This window comes from Pseudoxanthomonas sp. LjRoot143 (genome assembly GCF_964252945.1).
Lineage (GTDB): Bacteria > Pseudomonadota > Gammaproteobacteria > Xanthomonadales > Xanthomonadaceae > Pseudoxanthomonas_A.
In genome coordinates this window covers 2,493,153-2,517,846 of the sequence record NZ_CAXUPM020000001.1, presented here as the reverse complement: position 1 = coordinate 2,517,846, position 24,694 = coordinate 2,493,153, and the positions used below count along the sequence as shown (strand labels likewise).

Below are 24,694 nucleotides of genomic sequence, written 5' to 3'. Positions count from 1 at the left end.
GCCATTCCGCGTGCTGCCGCGGCGCGTCGATGCGCGCTGTGGAACCGGAGTCCGAGGAATTCCTTCCCCATGAAGCGCGGTCGCATCGCTCTCGTCCTGGTCGTGGCCGTCGTCGCGGTCGTCCTGATCGCCCTCGGTGTCGGCCGCGATGACGCCTCGGCGGCACCGGCCGACCCCGCGCCGGTGCTGTCGGTCAGCCTGACCCGACCCAGCATCGACACGCTGCCCGTGCGCGTGCCGGCCAGCGGCAGCATCGCCGCCTGGCAGGAAGCCAGCATCGGCGCCGATACCGATGCGCTGCGCCTGACCGAGGTGCGCGTCAACGTCGGCGACAGCGTCCGTCGCGACCAGATCCTGGCGACGTTCGATCCAGCGCTGGTGGAAGCCGATGTGGCCGAAGCCGTCGCGGCCGTCGCCGTCGCGCAGGCCCAGTCGCTGGAGGCGGCCGGCAATGCACGGCGCGCGACGCTGCTCGACGGCTCCGGCGCGATGTCCAGGCAGCAGGTCGAGCAGTACGTCGCCGCGTCCGCGGTGGCGCAGGCGCGGCTGCAGGCGGCGCGCGCCACCGAGCAACGCCAGCGCAAGCGACTGGCGCAGACGCGTGTGCTCGCGCCCGCCGACGGCATCGTCACCGTGCGCACCGCCACCGTCGGCGCGGTGGTGCCGGCGGGGCAGGAGCTGTTCCGCATGATCAAGGACGGCCGGCTGGAATGGCGCGCCGCGGTCGCCGTCGCCGATCTCGACGCGCTCGCCGTGGGCCAGGACGTGCGGATCCGCCTGCCCGGACACGACGAGGTGCGCGGCACGCTGCGGATGATCGCGCCCGACATCGACACGCAGACCCGCAGCGGTCTGGTCTACGTCGACCTGCCGCGCCACGACGCGCTGCGTGCCGGCGCGTTCGTCACCGGCCACATCGACGTGCGCGAGGCCGCCACGCTGACGCTGCCGCAGGGCGCCGTGCTGCTGCGCGACGGCTTCCACTACGTGATGCGCGTCGGTCCGGCGTCGGACGTGGTCGCGAAGAAGGTCGCCGTGGGCCGCCGCATCGGCGACCGCATCGAAATCGTCTCCGGCCTGGCGGCCACCGATGCGGTGATCGCCGCCGGCCTGGGCTTCCTCAGCGAAGGCGACACCGTGCGCGTGGTCGACGCGGCGCCGGATGCCGCCGATGCGCGCGTGTCCCGCGCGGCGCGCACGAATGCCGAAGCGCTGGCGCGGGGCGCCCTGTGAACCTCAACGTCTCCACCTGGTCGATCCACAACCCGGTCGCCACCACGCTGCTCTTCATCCTGCTGACGCTGGCCGGCATCGGCGGCTTCCTGGCGATGAAGGTGCAGAACTTCCCCGACATCGACTTCCCCGTCATCACCGTGACGGCGGCTCTGCCGGGCGCGTCGCCGGCGCAGCTGGAGAACGATGTCGCGCGCAGGATCGAGGACTCGCTGGCCAACGTGCAGGGCCTCAAGCATCTCGTCACCACGCTGACCGACGGCGTGGCCACGATCACCGCCGAGTTCCAGGTCGGCAAGCCGGTGCAGGAGGCAATGGACGACGTGCGCGACGCCGTCTCCGCCACCCGCGCCCATCTGCCCGCGGACCTGCAGGACCCGATCATCAGGAAGCGCGAACTGGCCGCGGCGCCGGTGCTGACCTACACCGTGTCCTCGGCCACGCGCGACGACGAAGCGCTGTCATGGTTCGTCGACAGCCAGGTCAGCAAGAAGCTGCTGGCCGTGCCCGGTGTCGGCGCGGTCTCGCGCGTCGGTGGCGTCGACCGCGAAGTCCGCGTCGAACTCGATCCGGTGCGCCTGCTGGCGTTCAACGCCACCGCCGCCGATCTGTCGCGGCAGCTGCGCGAGCTGCAACAGGAAGCCTCCGGCGGCCGCATCGATGTCGGCGGTGCGGAGCAGTCCGTGCGCACCATCGCCACGGTCGAGGCGGCGCAGGACATCGCGCGGCTGGACGTGTCGCTGAGCGACGGTCGCCGCCTGCGCGTGGACCAGGTCGCGGACGTGTCCGACACCGTCGCCGAGCCGCGCTCGATGGCGCTGATGGACGGGCGTCCGGTGGTCGCCTTCGACGTGCTGCGCTCGCGCGGTGCCGGCGAACTGGATGTCGCCGAGGCCTCGCGTGCGGTGATCGACGAACTGCGCACCGCGCATCCGGAGATCGTCTTCGCCGAGGCGGTCGACCACGTCACGCCCATCGCCGAGAACTACCACGGCTCGATGATGCTGCTGTACGAAGGCGCCGCACTGGCGGTGCTGGTGGTGTTCTGCTTCCTGCGCGATGGCCGCGCCACGCTGATCGCCGCGGTGGCGCTGCCACTGTCGGCCATCCCGACGTTCGCGGTGATGCACCTGATGGGCTTCAGCCTCAACACGGTGTCGCTGCTGTCGCTGTCGCTGGTGGTCGGCGTGCTGGTCGACGACGCCATCGTCGAGATCGAGAACATCGAGCGCCACCTGCTGATGGGCAAGACGCCGATGCGTGCGGCCACCGAAGCCGCCGACGAGATCGGGCTGGCGGTGGTGGCCACCACGTTCACCCTGATCGCGGTGTTCCTGCCCACCTCGCTGATGGGCGGCGAGGTCGGCATGTACTTCGTGCAGTTCGGCTGGACCGCGGCGGTGGCGGTGTTCTTCTCGCTGGTGGTGGCGCGCATGCTGACCCCGACCATGGCGGCCTACCTGCTGAAGGCGCCGAAGAAGGTGCACGCGCCGCCGCGCTGGCTGGCGCGTTACCTGGACCTGGTCGGGCTCTGCCTGCGCCATCGCGCGGCGACCGCCGCGGCGGCGGCGCTGCTGGTGGTCTCGGGGCTCGGCGTCGCCGCGCTGCTGCCGGGCGAATTCATTCCCGCCGACGACGGCAACCAGGCGCAGGTGACGCTGACCCTACCGCCGGGCAGCACGCTGCAGGACACGCGTGCGCTGGCCGAACGTGCCCGCGACCTGATCGCCGCGCATGCCGAGGTGGTCTCGGTCTACACCGCCATCGGCGCGAGCAGCGGCGGTGGCGGACCCGGCGAGGACGCGCAGCCCGGCACCGTCACCCGCGCCACGCTCACCGCCAACCTGGCGCCGCGCGGCGAGCGCGACCTCACGCGGCAGCAGATCGAAGCGCGCCTGCGCGAGGATCTGCTCGACCTGCCCGGTGCGCGCATCCGCGTCGGCGGGGGCGACGACGAGGGCTACGAACTGGTGCTGACCTCGGAGGACGGTGCCGCGCTCGCGCGCCATGCCGCGGTGGTCGAACGCGAACTGCGCGGCATTCCCGGCGTCGGCGCGGTGACCTCGTCGGCCAGCCTGGTGCGTCCGGAACTGGTCGTGCGGCCCGACTTCGCCCGCGCCGCCGACCTCGGCGTGACCTCCGCCGCCATCGCCGAAACGCTGCGCATCGCCACCGCCGGCGACTATCGCCAGGACCTGGCCAAGTTGAACCTCAGTGAGCGGCAGGTGCCGGTGGTGGTGCGGCTGGCCGATCGTGGCCGCGACGATCTCGACACGCTGCGCCGCCTGCCGGTGCCCGGCGCGCGCGGACCGGTACCGCTGGAGAGCGTCGCCGACCTGCAGCTGCTGACCGGCCCGTCGGAGCTGACGCGCTACGACCGCATGCGCAACGTCGAGTTCGCGGTCGAGCTCAACGGACAGCCGCTGGGCGATGTCGAAGCCGCCGCCGACAAGCTGCCCAGCCTGCGCAACCTGCCGCGCGGCGTGGCCCATGCCGCCACCGGCGAGGCCGAGGTGATGGGCGAACTGGTGGTCGGGTTCGCCGTGGCGATGCTGGCCGGCATTTTCTGCGTCTACGCCGTGCTGGTGCTGCTGCTGAAGGACTTCGCGCAGCCGCTGACGGTGCTGGTGGCGCTGGTGCTGGCCATTCCCGGCGCGTTCCTGGCGCTGTTCCTGACCGGCGCCTCGCTGTCGATGCCGTCGATGATCGGGCTGATCATGCTGATGGGCATCACCAGCAAGAATTCGATCCTGCTGGTGGACTACATCGTCATCGCGCGCCGCGACCACGGCATGGCGCTCGGCGATGCCATCGTCGATGCCTGCCGCAAGCGCGCGCGTCCCATCGTGATGACCACGCTGGCGATGGGCGCCGGCATGCTGCCGGTCGCGCTCGGCATCGGTGCCGATCCGAGTTTCCGTGCGCCGATGGCGATCGTCGTCATCGGTGGGCTGATCACCTCCACCGTGCTGTGCCTGCTGGTGGTGCCGGTGGTCTACAGCCTGGTCGACGACGCCATCGGCCGCGTGCGTCGTGCGGTCGCCGCGCGTCGTCCCGCGGACGCGGCGGCGGTGGAGGCGGGTGCATGAAGACGATGGGCGGGACGCGCATCGGGGCAGGTCCTTCTTGCGCGGCGGGGGTCAGGCAAGCGCCCCCGTCCGCGCCTTTTTACTTCGGGGATCTGTCATGAACGTCAGCACGCTCGCGCTGACCGCGCTCGCCCTCTACGCGGTGGCGTCCGTCGCCTACGTCTACCGCTGGCGTGGCCGCCTGCGTTACGCCGGCTTCGGCGAATACCTGCGCAAGAGCTGGCCGGTGTTCGCGCCGTTCAACTGCCTGCTGTACCTGGCCACGCACCGCGCCGCGCGGCGGCCGGTGATCGACAGTGCCTACCTGGATGGTATCTCCATCCTGCGTGCGCACTGGCCGCGCATCCGCAGCGAGGCGTTGGCGCTGTACGCCAGCGGTGCGCTGGAGGCGACCAGCCAGCCCGGCTCGGCCGGCTACCACGATCTCGGTTTCCGCACGTTCTACAAGCGCGGCTGGCGCAAGTTCTACCTGCGCTGGTACGGCACGCCGCACGCCTCCGCGCAGCGGCTGTGCCCGGAAACGCTGTGGCTGCTGGCGCAGGTGCCGGGCATCCGCGCGGCGATGTTCTCGGTGCTGCCGCCGGGTGCGGAACTGACGCTGCACTCGGATCCGCTGGCGTGTTCGTTCCGCTACCACCTGGGCCTGGTCACGCCCAACGACGATGCCTGCTTCATCAACGTGGACGGGCAGGCGCTGTCGTGGCGCGACGGCCGCGACTTCGTGTTCGACGAAACCTATCCGCACTACGCCCGCAACGACACCGACACGCTGCGGCTGATCCTGATGTGCGACGTGGAGCGTCCGATGAATCCGCTCGGCCGCGCCTTCAACCGGCTGTACTCGCAGCTGGCGCGCGCGCTGGCCGTGCCCAATACCGGCGAGGACCGGCGCGGCGTGCTGACCGCCGTGTTCGCGTCGGTTGCGCCGCTGCGCACGCGTGCCGTGGTGCTGAAAGCGCAGCATCGTGGCCTGTACGTGCTGCTGAAGTATTCGTTGAACGCGATGCTCCTGCTGCTCGCCTTCCTGCCCGTTTTCGCCGTGCTACAGTGGATCGAGCGCGCGGGCCTCGCGGCGGTGTACTGAACCATGCGCGACTTTCTGCCAGCCCATCCCGAGGCGCACGAGCCATGAGCAGGGACTCCCTGTCGATCCTGATCATCGAGGACAACGCGCAGCTCGCGGCCAACCTCTACGACTACCTGGAAGGCTGCGGCCACAACCTGGATGCCGCGCCCGATGGCCTGTCCGGCCTGCACCTGGCGGCATCGAAGGATTACGACGCCATCGTGCTGGACTGGAACCTGCCGCGCCTGGACGGCCTGACCGTGCTGCGCCGCCTGCGCGGCGAGGCGAAGAAGAAGGTGCCGGTGATCATGCTGACCGCACGCGACCAGCTGAGCGACAAGATCGACGGCTTCGAGTCCGGCCTGGACGACTACCTGGTCAAGCCGGTGGCGCTGCCCGAGATCGAAGTGCGCCTGCGCTCGCTGGTAGCGCGCCTGCGCCAGTCGGCCGCACCGGACGATGTCCTCACCGTCGGCGACCTGCAGTTCCACATGGGCACCATGGAGATCCACCGCGGCGATCGCCGCATCGTGCTGACGCGCACCGGCCGGCGCCTGCTTGAGCTGCTGATGCGCGAGAGCCCGCAGGTGGTGTCGCGGGCGAAGCTGGAACGCGCGGCGTGGGGCGACGAAGTACCCGGCACCGACCTGTTGCGCTCGCACATGTACGTGCTGCGGCGTGCGCTGGAACAGGCGCCGGAAACCACGCTGCTGCATACGGTGCCCGGCACCGGCTACCGGTTGTGCGTGCTTGAATAGGTTCTTCGCCCGCGTCCTCAAGCCGCGCGGCGTGCACGGGGGCATCACCGTCGCGCTGGTCGTGTTCGGGCTGATCATGATGACCTCGCTGACGTTCCAGAACTTCAGCAGCCAGGGCCTGATCGAGCACCGCTACTGGGCCGACCTGTTGCGTGAAGTGTCGGACGAGCACGCGGCGCGGGTGCGCGCGGGCGACGCGCTGCCGCAGGAGGGGCTGGTGCGCTCGTGGTACATCGCGCCCGGTGCGTCGACCTCGGCGCCGGACTACCTGGCCGACCTGCCGCCGGGCGAATACTCCACCGAGAACGGCTTCCGCAACTTCACCGAGCTCGAAGACTTCGATGGCCACGGCAGTTTCCATGCGGTGGTCGTCGACCTGCCGCCGGGCCGGCTGGTCACCGAACTCGACATCGGGCCTATCGAGGACCAGCAGAACCGCACGTCGTGGTGGAGCCTGGTGTGGGCGTTGTCGTTCGCGCTGATGATCTGGGCGGTGATCGCGTGGCTGCACGCCAACCTGGTGCGCCCGGTCCGCGACCTGGCCGACCGCATGCAGGCCATCGATCCGCGCGACAGCACGTCGCGGCTGCCGACCACCTACCTGCGCGAGGAAATCCAGGTCATCGCGCAGGCCAGCAACGTGCACCTGGAGCGCGTGGGCCAGTTCATCGAACGCGAGCGCAGCCTGCTCGACCAGGCCAGCCACGAGTTCCGCACGCCCATCGCGGTGATTGCCGGCGCGGTCGACGTGCTCAAGCAGATGTCGCTGCCCGACACCTCGCAACCGGCGCTTGCGCGCATCGAGCATGCGGTGGAAGGCTTGTCCGAAACCATGGTGGCGCTGCTGTACCTGGCGCGCGAGCCGGAGAACGGCAGCGAGCCCGCCGAGGTCACGGCGTTGCACGAGTGCCTGCCGCGGATCGTCGAGGACCACGAGCACCTGCTGGCGGGGCGGGGCGCGCAGCTGCGGGTCGGTGAGTTGCCGCCGACCTATCTGGCCGCGCCGGAAGCGATGGTGCGCATCGCGGTCAGCAACCTGATCCGCAATGCCATCGAGAACACCGAGGCGGGCTATGTGGAAGTGACGCTGTCGCACGGCGTCATCGCGGTGGTCGATTCGGGCAGCGGCTTCAATCCGGTCGAAGCCGCGCGCCGTTACCGCGAGAGCCTGCGCCATGCGGCGCCCACGCGCGGGCAGGGGCTGGGCCTGTTCCTGATCGGCCGCATCTGCGAGCGCTTCGGCTGGCGCCTGGCCATCGACGCCGGCACCGTCGCCGGTACGCGCGCGCACCTGGACGTGTCGGCCAGCGTCATCCCGCTGTAAGTCCACGCGTCCGACCTGCATCGACGCCTGCCGCGTTGTCGGCAGGCGTTGTCGTTTCTGCGCGCTTCGCGTTCGCACGCCGGTGCGGTGACGCGATGGGTGGGGCAGGGGCGGGCGACAGGATCCGTTCAGCGCCGCGCCGCCAGGTACGACATTGCAGCGACATCGCCTCGCCATTCTGGGTTGGACGTTCGCACCCTGCGTTTTCGCGCGCAGGTTCCCCCACGCGGACGCCCCATCCCACCCAAGACGAGGTCCTGCATCCCATGAAGAAGCTCCTGTTGTCCGTGCTGCTGTCCGGCATGTCGTCCGTCGCGTTCGCCCAGGCCGGCGATGGCGACGGTCCTCCCGAAGGCGGTCCGCCGCGCTGGAGCGTGGGGCTGGGCGCGATGATCAAGAACGGCCAGTACGCGGGCGAGGGTTCGGACGTGATGCCGATCCCGCTGGTGACGTACAACGGCGAGCGGTTCTTCTTCCAGGGCATCACCGCGGGCTGGAAGTTCATCGACAACGATGCGTTCGAGTTGGCGGCGATCGGCAAGTTCCGGTTCGACGGGTTCGACGTGAAGGATCTGGGCCGCGTCGAGCTGGCGCGCAACGGCATCGACTACCGTCAGCTGGAAGACCGCGACAAGGGTTTCGACGTGGGCATGGCGGCGAAGTGGAAGGGCCGCGGTGGCGAGCTGGACGTGGAGTTGCTGGCCGATGCGACGGGCACCAGCGAGGGCCAGGAGCTGTCGCTGCAGTACGGGTATCCGTTCCAGATCGGCAAGGGGCAGTTGACGCCGCAGGTGGGCGTGACCTGGCAGTCGGACGATCTGGCCAATTACTACTACGGCACGCTGAAGGAGGAGGTGGCGCGGGGGGTGGTGAACTACAAGCCGGATGCGGTGACGGTGCCGCACATCGGCTTCAGCTACTTCCGCCCGATCGGTGAGAAGTGGTCGATCATGAGCTTCGCCAAGTACAGCCGCCTGCCCGACGAACTGTCCGACAGCCCCCTGCTGGAGCGGGACACCGACAGCAACGCCTCGATCTTCATTGGGCTGTCGCGGGGGTTTTGAGGCGCACAATCTACTTGTAGCAATCGGTGAGGGGCTGCGTAAATGTCGCCCCTCATTTGCCCTTGTTGTTGATGCGCTTTGATCGCCCCGGAGCAGTACGGATGTACGCGCCGCACGCTTATCCTAGGAATCCAGTTCGGACGTACCAGTCTGAACCTGCAAGTGCTTCACAAAGCGCCGCACGCCAGGTGGTACGCCCCCGCTTTCGTAGACGGTTAGGGGCTTTGTTTTGAGTTAGCCGCCTCAAACATCATTGGGGCAAGGCCTCCCAGATGTCCATGGCGGCGCTGTCGATTGTAGAAAACCTCGATGTAATCGAACACGTCGCTGCGCGCTTCTTCGCGACTGCTATAGACCCTGCCGCGTACGCGCTCCTTCTTCAGGCTGCTGAAGAACGACTCAGCCACTGAGTTGTCCCAGCAGTTGCCACGACGACTCATGCTGACTTCCAAGCCGTGCTCGCGGCAAAAGCGACGCCAGTCGTCGCTGCCGTATTGCACGCCCTGGTCGGAGTGGATGACGACCTCCGATGTGGGTCGACGACGCCAGATAGCCATCAGCAAAGCATCCATCGCCAGTTCGCGCGCCAAGCTGGATTTCATCGACCAACCAATGACCGCGCGCGAGTAGAGGTCGATCACCACGGCCAGATACAACCAACCTTCGGCGGTGCGCAGGTAAGTGATGTCGGTGACCCAGGCAAGGTCGGGTTGCTTGACCGTGAACTGTCGTTGCAAGCGATTGGGCGCCACGACTGCAGGCTTACCGCCCTTGTATCTGCGACGCAGCGGAGAGCGCACCGAGCGCAGTCCCTTCTGCCGCATCAATCGCTCCACCCGCTTACGGCCAATACGTTCGCCGGCTTCGGTCAGATCGCGGTGCACATTACGACTGCCGTACACGCCACCGGAGGCCAGGTAAGACTCCTCGATGTACGCCAACAGGCGAGCATCTTCTTTGGCACGTGCCGACTGCGGACACTTCAGCCATGCGTAGTAACCGCTGCGCTCTACCTTGAGCACCCGGCACATCGTCACGACCCGAAACTGCTGCTGATGGGCCTGCATGAAGGCGTACCTTGCCCTTACCCCTTGGCAAAGTACGCGGCGGCCTTTTTTAAGATGTCGCGCTCCTCTTCGGCGCGACGCAGCTCGGCACGCAGCCGGGCGTTCTCTTGGACAAGGTCCACGCTCTTCTTGGCCTTGCGCACTTCGCGACTTATCCCGCGCTCACGAAGCCAGCCGTACAGACTGTGCGATGACACGCCGAGTCGCTCGGCAACTTCAGTGACGGGGTAACCGCGCTCGCTGACCTGCTTGACCGCCTCGGCCTTGAACTCGTCTGTGAATCGCTTGCTCGCCATAGATCCTCCGATCCTCAAAAGACACTATCAGGTGTCTACGGAATCGGGGGCGTACCATCCGGGCCAATGATCACTCCCACATAGTCCAGCTCCAACCCTTGGCAGGTGTGAATGCACCCAACCTGCTCAACGGATTTATCGGCGGTGATCCATAGGCTCCCGTCCACACTCAGGTTCCATTGCGCCCGGTAGCCGAACTCCGGGATCTCGATGTCGTATGCGTTGGGATCCTTCTTGCTCTTCCAGTCCCAGCAGTAGCCCGCGACGACCCGCGACTTGTTGTTAATCTTGTTCTTCTCGCGGATCAGGTCGTGTAACTCCACCGGGGAGTCCACGATCCGGAAGTCGAAGCTCTCGCGATCGAAATCGGTGTTGGCGGTCTCGCGGATGCCGAGCCAGTTGTCCAGCCAGGCCACGTACCCATCCGAGCCGTTGCAACGGAACTGCGAACTCAGCTCCAGCATGGTGATGTCGGCGCCAGCGGCGTTCGCCCAGTGGATCAGCTCCTTCGTGTGGCCGATGTCGGCCAGCGTGACGATCTGGTCGTCGTCCACGAAGAAGATGGTGCACTTGGCACTGCGGATAAGCTCCATGACCTGGTTCTCGCCCAGGTTCCCGTACAAGCCGCTCTTTGCGTTGAGCCGGTGGGCCTCGTCGACGACCAGCGTGTCGAACGTGTTCGGCGTCGCTTCGTGGAAGCCCCCGGAACCAGAGAACATATTGCTGACTTCCACTCTCCGGACCTGTCCCGCCAGCTTCTTGGCATAGACAGCACGGGGCGCGGCATTCTTGGAGACGTACTTGGTGACCTGCCCACGCTTGGTCAGGGCGACCAGCAGGTTGACGGCCACTACCGACTTGCCCGTGCCGGGGCCGCCCTTGACGATGACGACCTGCTTCCGGGTCTCGCTGGCCTGCTCGGCGCGGGCCAGGCACGTTTCGTAGACGACCTTCTGGTCGTCGATCAGGATGAACTCCTGATTGCCCTTGAGCATCTTGCCCAGGCTGTCGGCCAGCATCTTCGAGGGCCGGATGCGGCCGTTCTCGATCTTGTAGAGCAATTCGCCCTTGTCGCCCTTCTTGACGTGCTTCTTGATGAAGTCACGCAGCAGCTTCAGTTCTTCCTCGCCCTTCAGGAAGACCGGTGCCTTGTCGAGATAGGGGGTATAGCGAGCATCGCGGATGATGCCGTCATCCCGATAGTTGTGCAGATAGGCGCAGGGACGAAGCCCGGTGCCTGATTCATACACGGCCTCGTTGAAGCCGTTGAGCAGCGCGGCGTAGGACCAGGCCTGATAGCTGGGGTGGGGGCCTTCGGTCTCGGACCGCCCGCCACGGTTGGCGACGATGAGGCCATCCTTGTCGCTGAGCTTCGAGGTCGACCATTGCTTGAGTTCCACGATCACGACGTGGGGTGTTCCCGTGTCGTCCTCGCCCGAAAGAATGAAGTCGATGCGCTTGGCCGTCTGCGGGATGCCGAACTCAATGCCGACGCCGATGTCGTCGGGAATCTGCGGGTCGCGAAGAACCCGCGACATCTCGCGCAGTGAGGCAGCCCACGACTTGAACTCGGCATCGGACGCGTATCGACCCGTCTTCTGGACGTAGGCCGCATTGATGACGTCCTCGATGTTCCGGTTGTCGTTGTCGTCTAGGAACGTGGTCTTTGTCGCTTGGTAAACGATCACGCGTGCCTTCCCCTTGGCGGTGCGGTCAGAGTTCCGTGTACTTCTTGCTGCTGCCCTTGGCTTTCTCGACCGGGTACTTGGCGGCGTTCAACGCCAGCTTCCGCTGGGCGGCCTCTACCGGATCGATCTGGAGCTTGTCGGACAGTTGCAGCAGGTAGAGCAGGACATGGGCGATCTCGAGCGCCACCTTCTCCCGTTGCTCCGGGGAAAGATCCTGGCTCTGCTGGTCTGTTAGCCACTGGAAATGCTCCAGCACCTCGGCGGCCTCGATGGACAAGGAAGCCGCCAGATTCTTGGGGGTATGGAACTGACCCCAGTCCCGTTCCTCCGCAAACTGGCGAAGGGCGGTTTGCAGCGCCTGCACCTCGTTGCTCATGTCCACCCCTTCCTTTGCCCCCCTGGAATGTGAGTATATGGTGCTAGGGGCGTACGCCAGTAATACCGTGGCGACCAAGGAAGGAGGGGGCATTGAAGGCGAACCTGATCATGTTGGCGGTCTGCGGGATGTCGCTGGCATTCAGCGTGTTGACCGTGTTCTGTATCGGGCTATGGAAGGGGCGCGTCGAACGGCGCTCGCCTCTCTATGGACGGCAGGTGGGGCATGTGCCGGGCCAGCAACTGGTCAAGCGGCACAGCGAAGCCGGCGATGGCATGCTGGTATCGGGCTTGCTGATGTATCTGTCCGCACCCCTGATGCTGCTGGCATGGGCCATGGTGCGCGTGCCTCCAGAACGCCTGCGTCCGGATGGCGCCACCTGGATCTTTGTCGCGGGCGCGCTCCTCCTGTTTGCCTGGGGTGCCTATGGCTTCGTGAAGCATTTCAGGCTTTCACAGGCCGCCAAGGATGGCCTGCTCGCCGAGCGCGTCACCGGGATGCAGCTCAATCGACTGGTGGCGGAAGGGTGTGTCGTGATGCACGACCTGCCCGCCGAGAATTTCAATATTGACCACATCGTCATTGGCCCGCGTGCGGTGTATGCCGTGGAAACAAAATCGGTCCGGCGGCCGAAGGGGAAGGGCGAAACTGACGTGCATCGCGTCAGCTATGACGGCAAAACGCTTCGCTTTCCCGACTTCGTCAGTACGGACGCATTGGCCCAGGCCGGCCGACAGGCGCAGTGGTTGAAGCGGAAGCTGCACGAAGCGCTTGGCATGGAAGTCCCTGTCGTGGCGGCGCTCGCGCTGCCGGGTTGGTTCATCGATCGCACCGAGGCAGGCAAGGGCGCGGACGTGGTGGTGTTTACGCCGATGGGCAAGGGCGCGGACTTTCTGGCACGAGGCCAGGAGCGCTTGGCGCCGGAGCAGCGCAAGTTGATTGCACAGGCGTTGGCCGTCAGATATCCAGCGCTGTAGTTTCGAGGCTTCCGATCGCTTTATACGGCGGGCTTGAGTGCATAGGTTGGGAAAACAAAGAACCCCAATATCGGTATCCGCGAGATGAGATGTTGGAGTTGGCGAACACTGCCCCGCCTATGAACTGGCCAGCGGGGTGAAGCTCGAACCATAATCTCGCTCTACACGCATCAGGGCAGATGCATGAAGAAGTGGTCTGTGGGGCTCGCCAGTGGGATGCCCTTGGCATGCTGACGACGATCAGCAAGAACAAGGCGGGTCGGGTTCAGCTGCCCGGCAGTGATGCCAGCTTGAATTGGCGTGAAGTTTTCCGCCGAAACGAGGACTTGCTGACAGGCGTCGTGTTCGGTCGGTTCCGCTACCTGTCCAGGGATGCGCTGGTTGCCGTGATGGGCTGCCTGCTCAAGGAGACAGCGTCGAGCACGCTCGGCGAACTTCAGGCCATCGATTTATGGCCGCGGCTGAAAGGTCTGGAAGGCCGCTCTTTTGTAGAGCCGGATGTCCTGATGACGTTTCAGGCGGGTGCCGTGCTGATCGAAGTCAAGCCGCCTTATGGCGGTGATCAGTATGTGGGCCAGTGGAGGGCAGAGATCCAAGCACTCGCTGCGGAATATCGTGCGAAAGAGCGAGACCCGATGTCTGCTGTCCATTTCGTCGCGCTGGGAAGGAGTCTGAGAGCCCAGCGTTCTGGAGAGATTGAGAAACTTCAGGACGAGCTTCATGGCGAGTTCTCCTTGACCATCCAGTGCCGCGAGTGGGAAGACCTCATCGAGTTCGTGTCCACGTGGCAATCCGCGGGCGTTGCGTCCGACGATGCGGTGTTCGATGACTGGATGCAGGCCTTCGACTTGTTCGGCCTTGTGCCGAAGGCATCCCCCGCGGCGATGTGGCCTCCCCTGGTTGCCTGGCCCGGCAATCGCGACCTGTTGCTGGAATCTTTGGCTGCGTGGCCTGCGCGCTCCCATGGCGGCAAGGGTGCGGATGCACCCTCGGCGCTTCCATCGACTAAGCGCGTGGTGGAGTGGGGCGCACTCATTGAATTTTCAACCAACCATCCATTGAGAAGGACGTATGAATCCAAGTAAGGAACAGGCAGTTGAGCTGGTCGAGAACGTCAGGATTGCCCATCGCCTGTCGGTAGGCTTTTATCAGCGGATGATGCCTGCGCTGGACGCGGCTGCTGAGGCGCTCGATAGCGAGTTCTGGTATTGGGAGCCGGTGTTCACCGCGAGACCTGCGGCCAGCGGGACGCGGCCGACGCGCAAGTGGCTGTGGGACATGGTGCCGTTGTTCGCCTCGCGCCACGTCTATCGGAAAGTAGCCGGTGGTCCGCTCCAGAAGGGCGATATGGCGGTGTCGTTCTGCCTGTATCTTGACGACGCCTTCAAGCCTGAGAAGCGGAAAGCCGCGGGGGTGAAGGGCGACCCCGATCCTGTCCTGCTGCCGGCGGGAGCTGCGGTGCTTGAGCTGGAACTTTACCGGGCAAGCGCTGACGCCACTGACTCGTTTGATGCGGTATGGGACAAGGCCAACGCGCCGGATACGGAGCAGACCGCTTGGCACCAGGTTCACGAGAGCCTCCAAGGCTACTGGCGCTCCATGCCGCTCCCGGATGTCGTGCACAACCCGGATGATCTCGTCAGTGTCATCCGCCAACAGCTGGCCCTGCCTTGAGCGAACGGATAGTGGGGTCGATGGTCATCGAACCGTCGGCCTCTCTCGTTCTCTCTACTCACACAAATACTCATCGCCCAGTCTTTTTCACCGGTTCTACTCACACCAAGACTGGCGCGTGAGTCTTTTCCGCTGATCGCTGAGTCTTTCTCGCTGTTTCTACTCACACAAAGACGCGTCGTTGAGTCTTCGCCACTGGATCCACTCACACTAAGACGGGTGCGCCAGTCTTTTTCACTGGTCGCCGAGTCTTCCTCTCTCATCGCCCAGTCTTTCCCGCTGGCGCGTCAGTCTTTTCCACTCAACCGCCACGTCTAGTGTGAGAACTACTCCATTAGAAAAGTGACAGGTCGCAGCAAGGGTGTGCAGCGGTAGGCTGCGAGTGCCGGCCGGATCCGGCCGGTACAACCTGAAAGGATGCAATCACCATGACGCAGAACCGCTTCAGTACCAGCATCGATGGCGACCGCCTGGAACGCATCGATGGCTCGTTGAATGCCCTCGAGGCCGACCTCGACATGCTCATCGCCCTGACCGTCGAAGAACGCAGGGAACTGTTCAAGATGGGCACCAAGTCCCATGCCTTCTGCACGACTGCGCTCGACGTTGCCCAGCAGCATGCCGGCCTGATGCCGCGCGACTTCGACATCGACGAATTCCGCCGCGACCACATGGCGCTCGAGATCCTGCGTCCGCGCGCCATGCGGCTGGCCCACCTGGCCCAACGCATGGCCGACACCGAACTCGCCCTCGGCAGCGACCTGATGGCCGCCGCGCTGGAGGTCTACGGCGTGCTGAAGGTGGCGGGGAAGGACAAGGGCGTGGACGAAGCCCGCCGCGAACTCGCCTCGCGCTTCAGCCGCCGCCGACCTGCGGACGGAACGCCACCTCCGAAGGTCTGAGCCTCCCTGTTCCAAACGACGAAGGCCCCGCATCGCGGGGCCTTTCTCATGTCAGCCGCGGCCGCAGCGCACCCCTCACCGCGATTCCACCGGCGCCTCCAGCCACGCGATGAACGCCTCCAGCGGTACCGGGCGGGCGATGTAGTAGCCCTGCACCTGCTCCACGCCGTGGGTGGACAGCCAGGCCAGTTCCTCCGCGCGCTCCACGCCTTCGGCCACGATGCTCAGTTCCAGGCCCTTGCCCAGCGCGATGAGCGCCCGGCAGATCGACGCGTTGCGCGGGTCCTGGTCCACGTGGTCGACGAAGCTGCGGTCGATCTTCAGGTGGTCCACCGACAGGTCGCGCAGGTAGGCCATGCTGGAGAAACCGGTGCCGAAATCGTCGATCGACACGCACACCCCGTCCTGCTGCAACTCCTCCATCGCGAACTTCGCCGCATCCGGCCGCCGCAGCATCGCGCTCTCCGTCAGCTCGACGTGCAGCGCACCGCGCGCCAGCCCATGGCGCCGCGCCGCCTCGCGGATCTGCCGCGGTACCGCGCCCGACATGAACTGCACTGCGGACACATTGATGGCCACCGCGACCTGCGGAAAACCCGCCGCGACCAGCCGCGCCTGCGCCTGCGCCGCCTGCTCGATGACCCATTCGCCGATCGGGACGATCAGCCCCGATTCCTCGCTCAGCGGAATGAAACTCGACGGCGGCACGTAACCGTCCGGCGTGCGCCAGCGCAGCAGGGCCTCGGCGGCCACCACCGTGCCGTCGCGCATGCGCTGGATGGGCTGGAAGAACAGCTCGAACTCCCCGTTCGCCAGCGCATGCCGCAGCCGGCCGACGATCGCCATGCGCGCGCTCGCCTTTTCCGCCAGCAGGTCCGTGTAGTGCATCGTCGGCACGTTCTCGGTGCGCGCCTGCAGCGCCGCCAGCGCGGCGTGGCCGATGACCTCTTCGCCACTCTGCTCGGGCTGCTGCTGGAACGCCACGCCGATCCAGGCTTCCACCCGGTGGCTGCCGGTCTCCGACACCACCGGCGCGGCGAACAGTGCGTGCAGGTCGTCGACCACGCGATCCCACTGCGCGGCCTGCGGCACCGCGATCAGGAAGGCATCGGCCGGCACGTAGGCCACCGGGCCGGCCCCGCCGTCCGTCGCGGCGATGCGGCGCGCGATGGCGGCGATGATCTCGTCGCGCGTGCGCCGCCCGAACATCGGCGACACCAGCTCCAGGTCGCGCAGCTGCACGTACACCACCGCGTACGTGGCCTCGGGATCGTGCCGCGTCAACTGCTCCACCCGCTCCACGAACGTGCGCTGGTTGAGCAGGCCGGTGTTCTCGTCGTGCGCCGCGCGCCAGGCCAGATCGTATTCGTAGGCGACCCGCTCGCTGACGTCCTCCGCCAGCACCAGGCGCGCATCGTGCCCGTCGAAGCGGATGCGGCTGCTGTGGATGCGCACGTGGATGCGCTTGCCGCTGCGCGTGGCGTGCAGCCACACACGCAACCCATCGTCGGGTTCGGTGGCCTCCTCGACGCTCGCCAGCACCGCGGCGTGTTCCTCCGGCGGACGGATCTGCAGGATGGTCATGCCGAGGAATTCCTCGCGCGAGTAACCGTAGCGGCGGATCGCCGTGCCGTTCACCGCCAGGAAGCGCAGGGTGTGCACGTCGTAGACCCAGAACGGCAGCGGGTTCAGTTCGAACAGCTCGCGGAACTGGGCTTCCGCCCGCGCCAACTGTTCCTGCTGGTCGCGGCGCTCGCTGACATCGACGATGGTGCCGCTCATGCGCGGCACCTGGCCCGGGTCGTGGGCCGGCGCGCCCTTGGCGTCGATCCAGCGCTGCCGGCCATCCGGCAGGAGGATGCGGTACTCGGCATGGAACGGCGTGCCGTTCTCCCATGACGCCGCGAAGGCCTGCTCAACGCGCGCGCGGTCGTCGTCGTGCATCCGCGCGAAGAACTCGCCCAGCGGCAGCATGCCGGGCACCGGCGGGAAGCCGAACAGGCGCGCGGCATGCGCCGAGGCGCGCACGCGGTCGCTGTCCTGTTCCATCGCCCACACGCCGGCCTGCGAGGCCTCCTGCGCCTTGGCCAGCCAGTCCGCGTGCCGCTGCAGTTCGTCGTGGGCGAGGTCGCGCGCGGACTCCGAACTGGCGGTCCTGCGCATCAGGTAGAGCGTGCCCAGCCAGTACAGCGCCAGCAGCACGATGGCGGTCACCGCGTAGTTCCGCCACGGCGCCAGCGCCTCGCGTTTCGAGATGCCGGCGGCCACCACGAACGGATAGCCGCTGGTGCCGGCGAAACTCGCGAAGCGCTCGACGCCGTCCAGCCGGCTGACCACGTCCACCTGTGAGGTCTCGCCCGATGTCAGGCCGGCGGGCACCGGGACCTGCCGCCCCACGTGCGCCCCGCTGGCGCCGCGTCGCGCCAGCACGATGCCGTCGTGGCTGAGGATGCCGACGCTGCCTTCCTTGCCGACATCCAGGTCTTCCAGCATCCGCTGCAGCTCGGCCGTGCGCAGGCGCGCCACCAGCCAGTGGCCTTCGGGGGTACGCAGCATCAACGGCACGATGGGTTCCGCCCGTCCTTCGACGATCAGCCTGCCGACGTTGAGCGCACGCGGCGGTGCGCGCTGGATGTCGAGAGGCAGGGTGTCCTGCCCGTAGGTGCTGACGCCGCGATAGATCGCCTGGCCGTCCCGGCCGTACAGGTCGATGTCCTGCAGTTCCGCATGGCGGGAGACGACGCCGCGGATCTCGCCGGGCAGGTCCCAGCGGCTCCGGTCCTCGTGGTCGTTGGCGTAGCCGTCCGCGATGGTGGCCATGCCGCGCATGGCGCGTTCCAGGTTGCGGATCTCGAAATGCAGCAGCCGGTCCACGCCCATCGTCACCGCCATGCTCTGGCGGCGCGCGGCGTCGGTCCGTGCCGAACGGTCCAGGAAGATGGTGAACAGCAGGCCGGCGCTGATCACGATCCCCAGCCAGATGCCGATCCAGCGCACGAACGTGGTCCGTGCCGTGGCGGCGTCCGATGCTGCTGCCTTCATCCGGTCCCCCATCTGCTGCGGCGTCCGCGGCCGGCGCGCGACGGATCGTCGCCGGCCGGCGCGGCCGTCCCGTGTCCTGTCCCGCCAGGGTCGCCCCCCACCGCGACGACCGCGACCTCGTACCGGTCGCGCCCCTTCTGCTTGGCTTTGTACAGGGCTTCGTCCGCCGCCGCCAACAGGTCGTCCTCGCTGGCGGGCCCGGCGGTGAATGCGACGCCGATGCTGGTGGTCACGGTGAGCGTGGTGTTGCCGATGCGCATGGGCGCCCGCACGGCCACCAGCAGCTTGCGCGCGACCTTGGCGGCGGACGCCAGCGTCACGTCGCCGTCCAGCAGGATGACGAACTCGTCGCCGCCCAGCCGGACCACCAGCGCGTCGGGGCCGGCATGCGTCTGCAGCCGCTGGGCGAAGGTGCGGATCACGCCGTCGCCGCTGGTATGGCCATGGGTGTCGTTGATGCCCTTGAAGTAGTCGATGTCGAGGAAGAACAGCGCCATCGCGCTGCCTTCCTCGCCCAGCCGGGAGATCGACAGCGACAGGCGGTGTTCCAGCTGGCGCCGGTTGGCGATGCCGGTGAGCGCATCGATCATCGACAGCCGCTGCAGTTCCTGGCGGCTGGCCTCCAGCGCCTGTTCGGCGGCGACGCGCTTGCTGATGTCGCGCCCGGACAGGATCAGGTCGCGCGCGCCGTCGTCGCCGTCGCGCGGTGCCGAGCGCATCACCACTTCCGTCCACACGTAGCGGCCATCGCGATGGCGCACGCGGTAGCGGTGCGTCTGCGGCAGGCCGGAGGCGACGACTTCCAGCATCGCCTGCCGTTGCGCCTCGCGGTCGTCGGGGTGCAGCAGGTCCCAGCGCGTGCCCAGCATCTCCTCGGGCGCCCAGCCCAGCATTTCGCGCGACGACGGCGACACGTAGGTGCGTTCGCCGGCCGCATCCAGCCGCACCACCAGGTCGCCGGAGAAGTCGGCCAACAGCCGGTAGCGCTGCTCGCTGTCGCGCACGCGCGCAGTCAGGCGGTCGCGCTCGGCCATCGCCAGCACCACCGGCAGGGTGATGAGGCAGGCACCGGCGAGATACAGCTGCAGCAGTACCGTGCGCCAGGCATCGTCCAGCGCGGGCAGGTCCGCGAGCGGGCCGTGGCCCGCGGCGGTGAACCCCACGCCGATGACGGCGAGCAGCGACACGCCGACCGCGACGCCGCCGAAGCGGTGGCGGAACGCCGCGAACAGCACCGGCGGATAGGTGACGAAGAGCAGCGCGTAGTGGGTCATGAACGCCAGTCCCGCCATCAACGCCACCAGCGCCATGCCCAGCAGGAAGCCGACGCGCCGGCCCGGCGGTGCGAGCGAGCGCAGGCCTTCCACATGGACGATCAGCGCGGTGGTGCCCACGATCACCAGGCCCAGCACATGCGCGCCGTACCACGGGGCGAACGTCATCAGCGGATCCGCGCCGGGCAGCAGGCGGGCCAGTTGCGACACCACCGCCCCCGAGATCGCGCAGGCCAAGACGGTACTGGCGGTGGCGACGCCGCCCAGATGCACCCAGTGCCGCGGATCGCTGATGTCGGGAATGCTGCGGCGGATGAAGAACGCGACGCAGAACGATTCGAAGAGATGGCAGAGGGCCAGCGGCAGCGCGATGGCGGTCGGCGTGCCGGCCAGCCATTGGCCCGCGGCATCCGCCACCAGGCCGGCGACACCGTAGCGCCACCACGTGTCGCGTGGCCGCACCAGCAGCCACGCGCACAGCAGGCCGGCCGGCATCCACACGGCCGGCAGCGCGCCGGGCCCGACGGCCCAGCGGATCGACAACCAGGCACCCGCCACCATCAGCAAGGCGACCAGGACGATGTCCGACCCTCCCATCCTGCGAGGCCACGTGGACATGCCAACATCCTGTCAGTGCGACATGCGGCCATCCTCTCGCCGGACATGTTTGCATCGCGTGGAGGCGAGGCCTGCGTTGCTGTCGCGTAGCGCGCGCGTAAGGGCTGCTCACTCTGCGTTAGCACCGCGAAACAGCGGAAAAACAGAGGTTTGTCACGGATATGCATTTACCTGCCCGGTCGGCGTGTCGCGCCCTCAAGGCAGGGTGCGCAGGGCCGTTATGCAGGTGCGGTGCGATCGATGTGAGCGCGCCGGCGCAGCGCCAGCCGCCCTGTCGATCCGACCGGGTACGCCATCGCGAACACACCCAGGAGCATCACCATGACCACTGCCGCCACCTTCTCGCCCGACCACGCCCGGCCCGCCTTCGAGTGGCGCTCGTGGGTCGCCCGGCTGGCCGGCGGCGGACAGCGGGTATCGGCCAAGGAGGGGCAGCGCCTGGCGCGGCTGGCCGAACTGCAGGCGCAGGTGGATGCGCTGCACAAGGTGCAGGCCGTCATCGAGTTCGACCTGGCCGGCAACATCCTGACCGCCAACGCCAACTTCCTCGGCGCGCTGGGCTACACGCTGCCGGAGATCGTCGGCCGGCACCACCGCATGTTCGTCGACGGCGACTATGCGGCGAGCGCGGACTACCGCGATTTCTGGGCGCGGCTGGGCCGCGGCGAATTCGACGAAGGCCAGTACCGGCGCCTCGGCAAGGGCGGGCGCGAGGTCTGGATCCAGGCCTCGTACAACCCCGTGTTCGATCCGCACGGGAAACCGTACAAGGTCATCAAGTTCGCCACCGACATCACCAGGGAAAGGTTGCAGGCCGCCGACTACGCCGGTCAGCTGGCGGCGATCGGCAAATCGCAGGCGGTGATCGAATTCGACCTGACCGGCACCATCCTGTCGGCCAACCGGAATTTCCTCGATGCGATGGGCTACACGCTGGAGGAAGTGCAGGGCCGGCACCATTCCATGTTCGCCGACGCGGCCTACCGCGACAGCGCCGAGTACCGTGCGTTCTGGCAGAAGCTGGGCCGCGGCGAGTACGACGCCGGCCAGTACCTGCGCCATGGCAAGGGCGGGCGCGAGATCTGGATCCAGGCCTCGTACAACCCGATCTTCGATGCCTCCGGGCGCCCGGTGAAGGTGGTCAAGTACGCCACCGACGTGACCGCGCAAGTGCGCGCCACGCTGGCCATGCAGGCCGCGCTGGCGCAGAGCCGGCAGGTGGTGCAGGCGGCGCAGTCGGGCGACCTGACCGCGCGCGTGCCGACCCGCGACAAGGACGGCGCGGTGGCCGAGCTGTGCCAGGGCATCAACGCGCTGGTGGAGATGATGGGCAGCCTGGTAGGCGACATCCATGGTGCGGCCGAAGTGGTCAATGCCGGCGTGCGCGACATCGCCGCGGGCAACAGCGACCTGTCCGTGCGCACCGAACAGCAGGCCGCCTCGGTGGAGGAAACCGCCTCGTCGGTGGCCGAGCTGAGCGCGACCGTGCGCCACACCGCCGACAATGCCCGCATGGCCGCCGACCTGGCGGTGGGCGCGACCGATGTCGCCGCACGCGGCGGGCAGGTGGTGCATGGCGTGGTGGACACCATGGCGCAGATCAACGCCTCGTCGCGGCGCATCGCCGACATCATCGGCGTGATCGACGGCATCGCGTTCCAGACCAACATCCTGGCGCTCAACGCCGCCGTCGAAGCGGCGCGTGCGGGCGAGCAGGGCAGGGGATTCGCGGTGGTGGCGAGCGAAGTGCGCTCGCTGGCCCAGCGCTGCGGTGGTGCGGCGCGCGAGATCAAGCAGCTGATCGGCGATTCGCTGGCGCGGGTGGAAGCGGGCAGCCGCCAGGTGGAGGACGCCGGCGCCAACATGGAAGAGATCGTCGCCAGCGTGGCGCGGGTGAGCGCGCTGATCGGCCAGATCAGCCAGGCCTCGCAGGAACAGAGCCTCGCGCTGGACCAGGTCAACCAGACCATCAACCACATCGACCACAACACCCAGCAGAACGCCGCCCTGGTGGAGGAAGCCTCCGCCGCCGCGCACAGCCTGCAGGACCAGGCCGCACAGCTGCTGGAAGCGGTGGAGCGCTTCCACGCATAAGGCGGCGCACGCAAGTAGGGCGGGCTCAAGCCCGCTGTCCGGATGCCGGCAGGCGTCGTGTGGATGGACCGCGCGGGAACCTGTGTTCGCCCCTTTTCATGCGACGTGACGTCGTGCAACGGCCGCGTAGGGCGGGCTCAAGCCCGCCGTCCGGATGCCGGCAGGCGTCGTGTGGATGGACCGCGCGGGAGCCTGTGTTGGCCGCTCTCCACACGACGTGACGCCGTGCGACGGCCGCGTAGGGCGGGCTCAAGCCCGCCGTCCTGCGGCAGGCGGCGTGTGGATGGATCGCGCGGGAACCCGTGTTCGCCGCTTTCTCCGCGACGTGATGGCGTGCGACGGCGGGCTTGAGCCCGCCCTACGGAGCAGGCATCGCGTAGGCTGATGTCCCGTCCTACACCTGGTGCGGCATCGATGCCATTCCTCAAGTTCCTGAGAAGCCTGGTCATCGGGCTCGGCAAGATCGCGCTTGCGCTGGTCGTTCTGTTTGCCGTGTTTTCCGCCTACGGCCTGTATGCCGACCGTGTGGCGGCGCGCAAGGCAGCGGCCATGTGTGCGTCGATCCTTCCCGGTTCGGATGCCGCGCCGCTGATCGAGCGGGCGCTCGAGGACGGTGCCAGCACGCGCAGCGCCCGCTGGTCATCGTCGGGCGGCTTCGACAGTCTCGCCATCATGTACGTGGGCATGACGCCATTGTCGCGATTCCTGTGCATGGTCAAGGCGAAGGACGGACGCGTCGTGTCCGCCGAGCAGGCCTACATCGACTAGCGCGTAGGGCGGGCTCACGCCCGCCGTCCTGCCGGCAGGCGCCGTTGGATGGATTGGATCACGCGGGAGTCCATGTTCGCCGCTTTCATGCGACGCGATGTCTACGCGACGGCCGCGTAGGGCGGGCTCAAGCCCGCCGTCCTGATGCCGGCAGGCGTCGTGTGGTTGGACCCCGCGGGAACCCGTGTTCGCCGCTTTCCACGCGAGGTGACGTCGTGCGACGGCGGGCTTGAGCCCGCCCTACGGGTGGCCGCGGGCCGGGTATGATCGGATCACGGGGCGCCTTGAACGTCACGCGGGTACCCGGACGCATCGCGAACGTTTCCACACGGACATGGAGCAGGGGCATGACGCAGCAATCCCGGCCTTCCTCGCGCATATCGCCACTCGCCCGGGTGGCGTACTTCTGCATCGCACTCGTGCCGATCTACCTGGCGATATCGCTCGACCTTCGGCACCCGCTGCAGCTGGCCATGGATGTGCTGGCGCCGCTGTCCTTCCTGCTGCTGGCCGCCACCGACTCCTATCGAAGCCCGACGGCGAAGCTGGCGCTCGTCGCGGCCTTGCTGCTGTGGGCGCTGATGATCGCGCAACCCTTCCTGCATCCGCAGCCGTGGCGGTTCTAGGGCTCAGGCATCAGGTCGGATAGGAGCGTCGCATGCAACTGGCACTGACGATGGCCCAGAACGCGGGATGGCTGGCGGCGCTCGCGGGCCTTCTGTTGCTTGCCTGGCGCGCCGGCAGGTACGCGGGTGGCGCGCTGGTCGCCAGCATGGCTGCGATCGCGATATGGGCCGTCTGGAGCGAATCCATCGTGACGTGGTTGGATGTGTTCCTGTTCGGCACGCCTCCGCCGGTCCCCGCGGCGACAGACAGCAGCAACGCCGCGGCCGTGCTTGCGGCCATGGGGTACACGCATCGGATCGGACGCGCGTGCGAGTCGCTGCTCATCCTGGGGTTGGGCCTGTCCTTCCTGTTCGCGGTGATGTCGGTGAAGCGGAGTGGAGAGCCGCCCGACCGCCCCACGCCGGATCCGCTTCACGGATCGGACAGGCGTTGAACGGCATGTGGAAGACATCCTCCAAGGCCATGCGAAAGCGGCCGCCGCGCGTCGTTGTCGCGTTCGGTGTTTTCCTGGGCCTTGTGCTGGTGGGCTATGGCTCCATCATGCTGTTTCTGCGTCCCGACGGGACGGGGCCATGCGGTCGCACGTGCGGCCTGGAGCAAGCGCTGCTGACACTCTTCGGCCAGCCGCTGTATAACCTGGTCTTCGGTCTGGTGTGGGTGGCGCTCGGCCTGTCCTTGATGGTGCTCATGATCGCCTTGCGGGTTCGCAGGTGACGTGTCGCTCGTGCGGCGTGCGGGGTCATCCGGCTTGTGGCCG

At 67.3% G+C, this 24,694-nt stretch carries 20 protein-coding genes; 15 read left to right on the top strand and 5 right to left on the bottom strand.

What is annotated here, in order from left to right:
* Positions 1-69 precede the first annotated feature (69 nt).
* From ACSQ1W_RS12175 to ACSQ1W_RS12150, 6 genes are all read left to right on the top strand, one after another.
* Entirely contained in the window at positions 70-1,233 is a 1,164-nt protein-coding gene (locus tag ACSQ1W_RS12175; RefSeq protein WP_436043806.1) for an efflux RND transporter periplasmic adaptor subunit, read from the top strand.
* Positions 1,230-4,322: an efflux RND transporter permease subunit gene (locus ACSQ1W_RS12170; protein ID WP_436043805.1), complete on the top strand. Its 3,093-nt coding sequence runs from the start codon at positions 1,230-1,232 to the stop codon at positions 4,320-4,322. The genes ACSQ1W_RS12175 and ACSQ1W_RS12170 overlap by 4 nt, the downstream gene beginning before the upstream one ends.
* Positions 4,323-4,419: 97 nt before the next feature.
* Positions 4,420-5,406 carry an aspartyl/asparaginyl beta-hydroxylase domain-containing protein gene (locus ACSQ1W_RS12165; RefSeq protein ID WP_436043803.1) on the top strand — a complete coding sequence of 329 codons (987 nt, stop codon included), beginning with the start codon at positions 4,420-4,422 and terminating at the stop codon, positions 5,404-5,406.
* A 59-nt stretch (positions 5,407-5,465) separates the two neighbouring features.
* Positions 5,466-6,146, top strand: coding sequence for a response regulator transcription factor (locus tag ACSQ1W_RS12160; RefSeq protein ID WP_436046176.1), 681 nt, complete (start codon positions 5,466-5,468; stop codon positions 6,144-6,146).
* Positions 6,139-7,470, top strand: a complete 1,332-nt coding sequence (locus tag ACSQ1W_RS12155) for a sensor histidine kinase (RefSeq protein ID WP_436043801.1) — start codon at positions 6,139-6,141, stop codon at positions 7,468-7,470. Before ACSQ1W_RS12160 ends, ACSQ1W_RS12155 begins: the two co-directional genes overlap by 8 nt.
* Before the next feature lie 266 nt (positions 7,471-7,736).
* The gene (locus tag ACSQ1W_RS12150; protein ID WP_436043799.1) at positions 7,737-8,534 is read left to right on the top strand and encodes a MipA/OmpV family protein; all 798 of its coding nucleotides are present in this window, start codon (positions 7,737-7,739) and stop codon (positions 8,532-8,534) included.
* 215 nt (positions 8,535-8,749) lie between these two features.
* Here ACSQ1W_RS12150 and ACSQ1W_RS12145 read toward each other — a convergent pair.
* From ACSQ1W_RS12145 to ACSQ1W_RS12135, 3 genes are all read right to left on the bottom strand, one after another.
* Positions 8,750-9,897, bottom strand: a protein-coding gene (locus ACSQ1W_RS12145; RefSeq protein ID WP_436043798.1) for an IS3 family transposase whose coding sequence is annotated in 2 segments (ribosomal slippage) — positions 8,750-9,645 and positions 9,645-9,897 — 1,149 coding nt in all. Because the reading frame shifts where the segments join, the coding sequence is not laid out codon by codon here.
* 35 nt (positions 9,898-9,932) lie between these two features.
* The gene (locus ACSQ1W_RS12140; RefSeq protein WP_436043796.1) at positions 9,933-11,585 is read right to left on the bottom strand and encodes a DNA/RNA helicase domain-containing protein; all 1,653 of its coding nucleotides are present in this window, start codon (positions 11,583-11,585) and stop codon (positions 9,933-9,935) included.
* Positions 11,586-11,610: 25 nt separating this feature from the next.
* A complete protein-coding gene (locus ACSQ1W_RS12135; protein ID WP_436043794.1) occupies positions 11,611-11,961 on the bottom strand; it encodes a nucleotide pyrophosphohydrolase in 351 nt (116 codons plus the stop codon).
* A gap of 92 nt (positions 11,962-12,053) precedes the next feature.
* Between ACSQ1W_RS12135 and ACSQ1W_RS12130 the strand changes: the two genes are divergently transcribed.
* The 4 genes from ACSQ1W_RS12130 (at position 12,054) to ACSQ1W_RS12115 (ending at position 15,514) form a co-directional block, all read left to right on the top strand.
* Entirely contained in the window at positions 12,054-12,938 is an 885-nt protein-coding gene (locus ACSQ1W_RS12130) for a nuclease-related domain-containing protein (protein ID WP_436043793.1), read from the top strand.
* A 227-nt stretch (positions 12,939-13,165) separates the two neighbouring features.
* On the top strand, positions 13,166-14,023 hold the full coding sequence (locus ACSQ1W_RS12125) for a hypothetical protein (RefSeq protein WP_436043791.1): 858 nt from the start codon (positions 13,166-13,168) through the stop codon (positions 14,021-14,023).
* The gene (locus ACSQ1W_RS12120; RefSeq protein ID WP_436043789.1) at positions 14,010-14,612 is read left to right on the top strand and encodes a hypothetical protein; all 603 of its coding nucleotides are present in this window, start codon (positions 14,010-14,012) and stop codon (positions 14,610-14,612) included. Before ACSQ1W_RS12125 ends, ACSQ1W_RS12120 begins: the two co-directional genes overlap by 14 nt.
* Before the next feature lie 428 nt (positions 14,613-15,040).
* Positions 15,041-15,514 carry a hypothetical protein gene (locus tag ACSQ1W_RS12115; RefSeq protein WP_436043787.1) on the top strand — a complete coding sequence of 158 codons (474 nt, stop codon included), beginning with the start codon at positions 15,041-15,043 and terminating at the stop codon, positions 15,512-15,514.
* 75 nt (positions 15,515-15,589) lie between these two features.
* Here ACSQ1W_RS12115 and ACSQ1W_RS12110 read toward each other — a convergent pair whose 3' ends face one another.
* Together ACSQ1W_RS12110 and ACSQ1W_RS12105 are read right to left on the bottom strand one after the other, a co-directional pair.
* Positions 15,590-18,556: a bifunctional diguanylate cyclase/phosphodiesterase gene (locus ACSQ1W_RS12110; protein ID WP_436043786.1), complete on the bottom strand. Its 2,967-nt coding sequence runs from the start codon at positions 18,554-18,556 to the stop codon at positions 15,590-15,592.
* On the bottom strand, positions 18,553-20,448 hold the full coding sequence (locus ACSQ1W_RS12105) for a diguanylate cyclase domain-containing protein (RefSeq protein ID WP_436043784.1): 1,896 nt from the start codon (positions 20,446-20,448) through the stop codon (positions 18,553-18,555). The genes ACSQ1W_RS12110 and ACSQ1W_RS12105 overlap by 4 nt, the downstream gene beginning before the upstream one ends.
* Positions 20,449-20,769: 321 nt before the next feature.
* Here ACSQ1W_RS12105 and ACSQ1W_RS12100 point away from each other — a divergent pair, with 321 nt between their 5' ends.
* From ACSQ1W_RS12100 to ACSQ1W_RS12080, 5 genes are all read left to right on the top strand, one after another.
* Positions 20,770-22,542: a methyl-accepting chemotaxis protein gene (locus ACSQ1W_RS12100; protein WP_436043782.1), complete on the top strand. Its 1,773-nt coding sequence runs from the start codon at positions 20,770-20,772 to the stop codon at positions 22,540-22,542.
* Between the two features lie 414 nt (positions 22,543-22,956).
* Positions 22,957-23,310 carry a hypothetical protein gene (locus ACSQ1W_RS12095; RefSeq protein WP_436043780.1) on the top strand — a complete coding sequence of 118 codons (354 nt, stop codon included), beginning with the start codon at positions 22,957-22,959 and terminating at the stop codon, positions 23,308-23,310.
* A gap of 347 nt (positions 23,311-23,657) precedes the next feature.
* Positions 23,658-23,936: a hypothetical protein gene (locus tag ACSQ1W_RS12090; RefSeq protein ID WP_436043778.1), complete on the top strand. Its 279-nt coding sequence runs from the start codon at positions 23,658-23,660 to the stop codon at positions 23,934-23,936.
* A gap of 32 nt (positions 23,937-23,968) precedes the next feature.
* Positions 23,969-24,370 (top strand): hypothetical protein, encoded by a 402-nt coding sequence (locus ACSQ1W_RS12085; RefSeq protein WP_436043776.1) that lies wholly within the window; start codon positions 23,969-23,971, stop codon positions 24,368-24,370.
* A gap of 5 nt (positions 24,371-24,375) precedes the next feature.
* Positions 24,376-24,651 (top strand): hypothetical protein, encoded by a 276-nt coding sequence (locus ACSQ1W_RS12080; RefSeq protein ID WP_436043774.1) that lies wholly within the window; start codon positions 24,376-24,378, stop codon positions 24,649-24,651.
* The last annotated feature ends 43 nt before the right edge of the window (positions 24,652-24,694 follow it).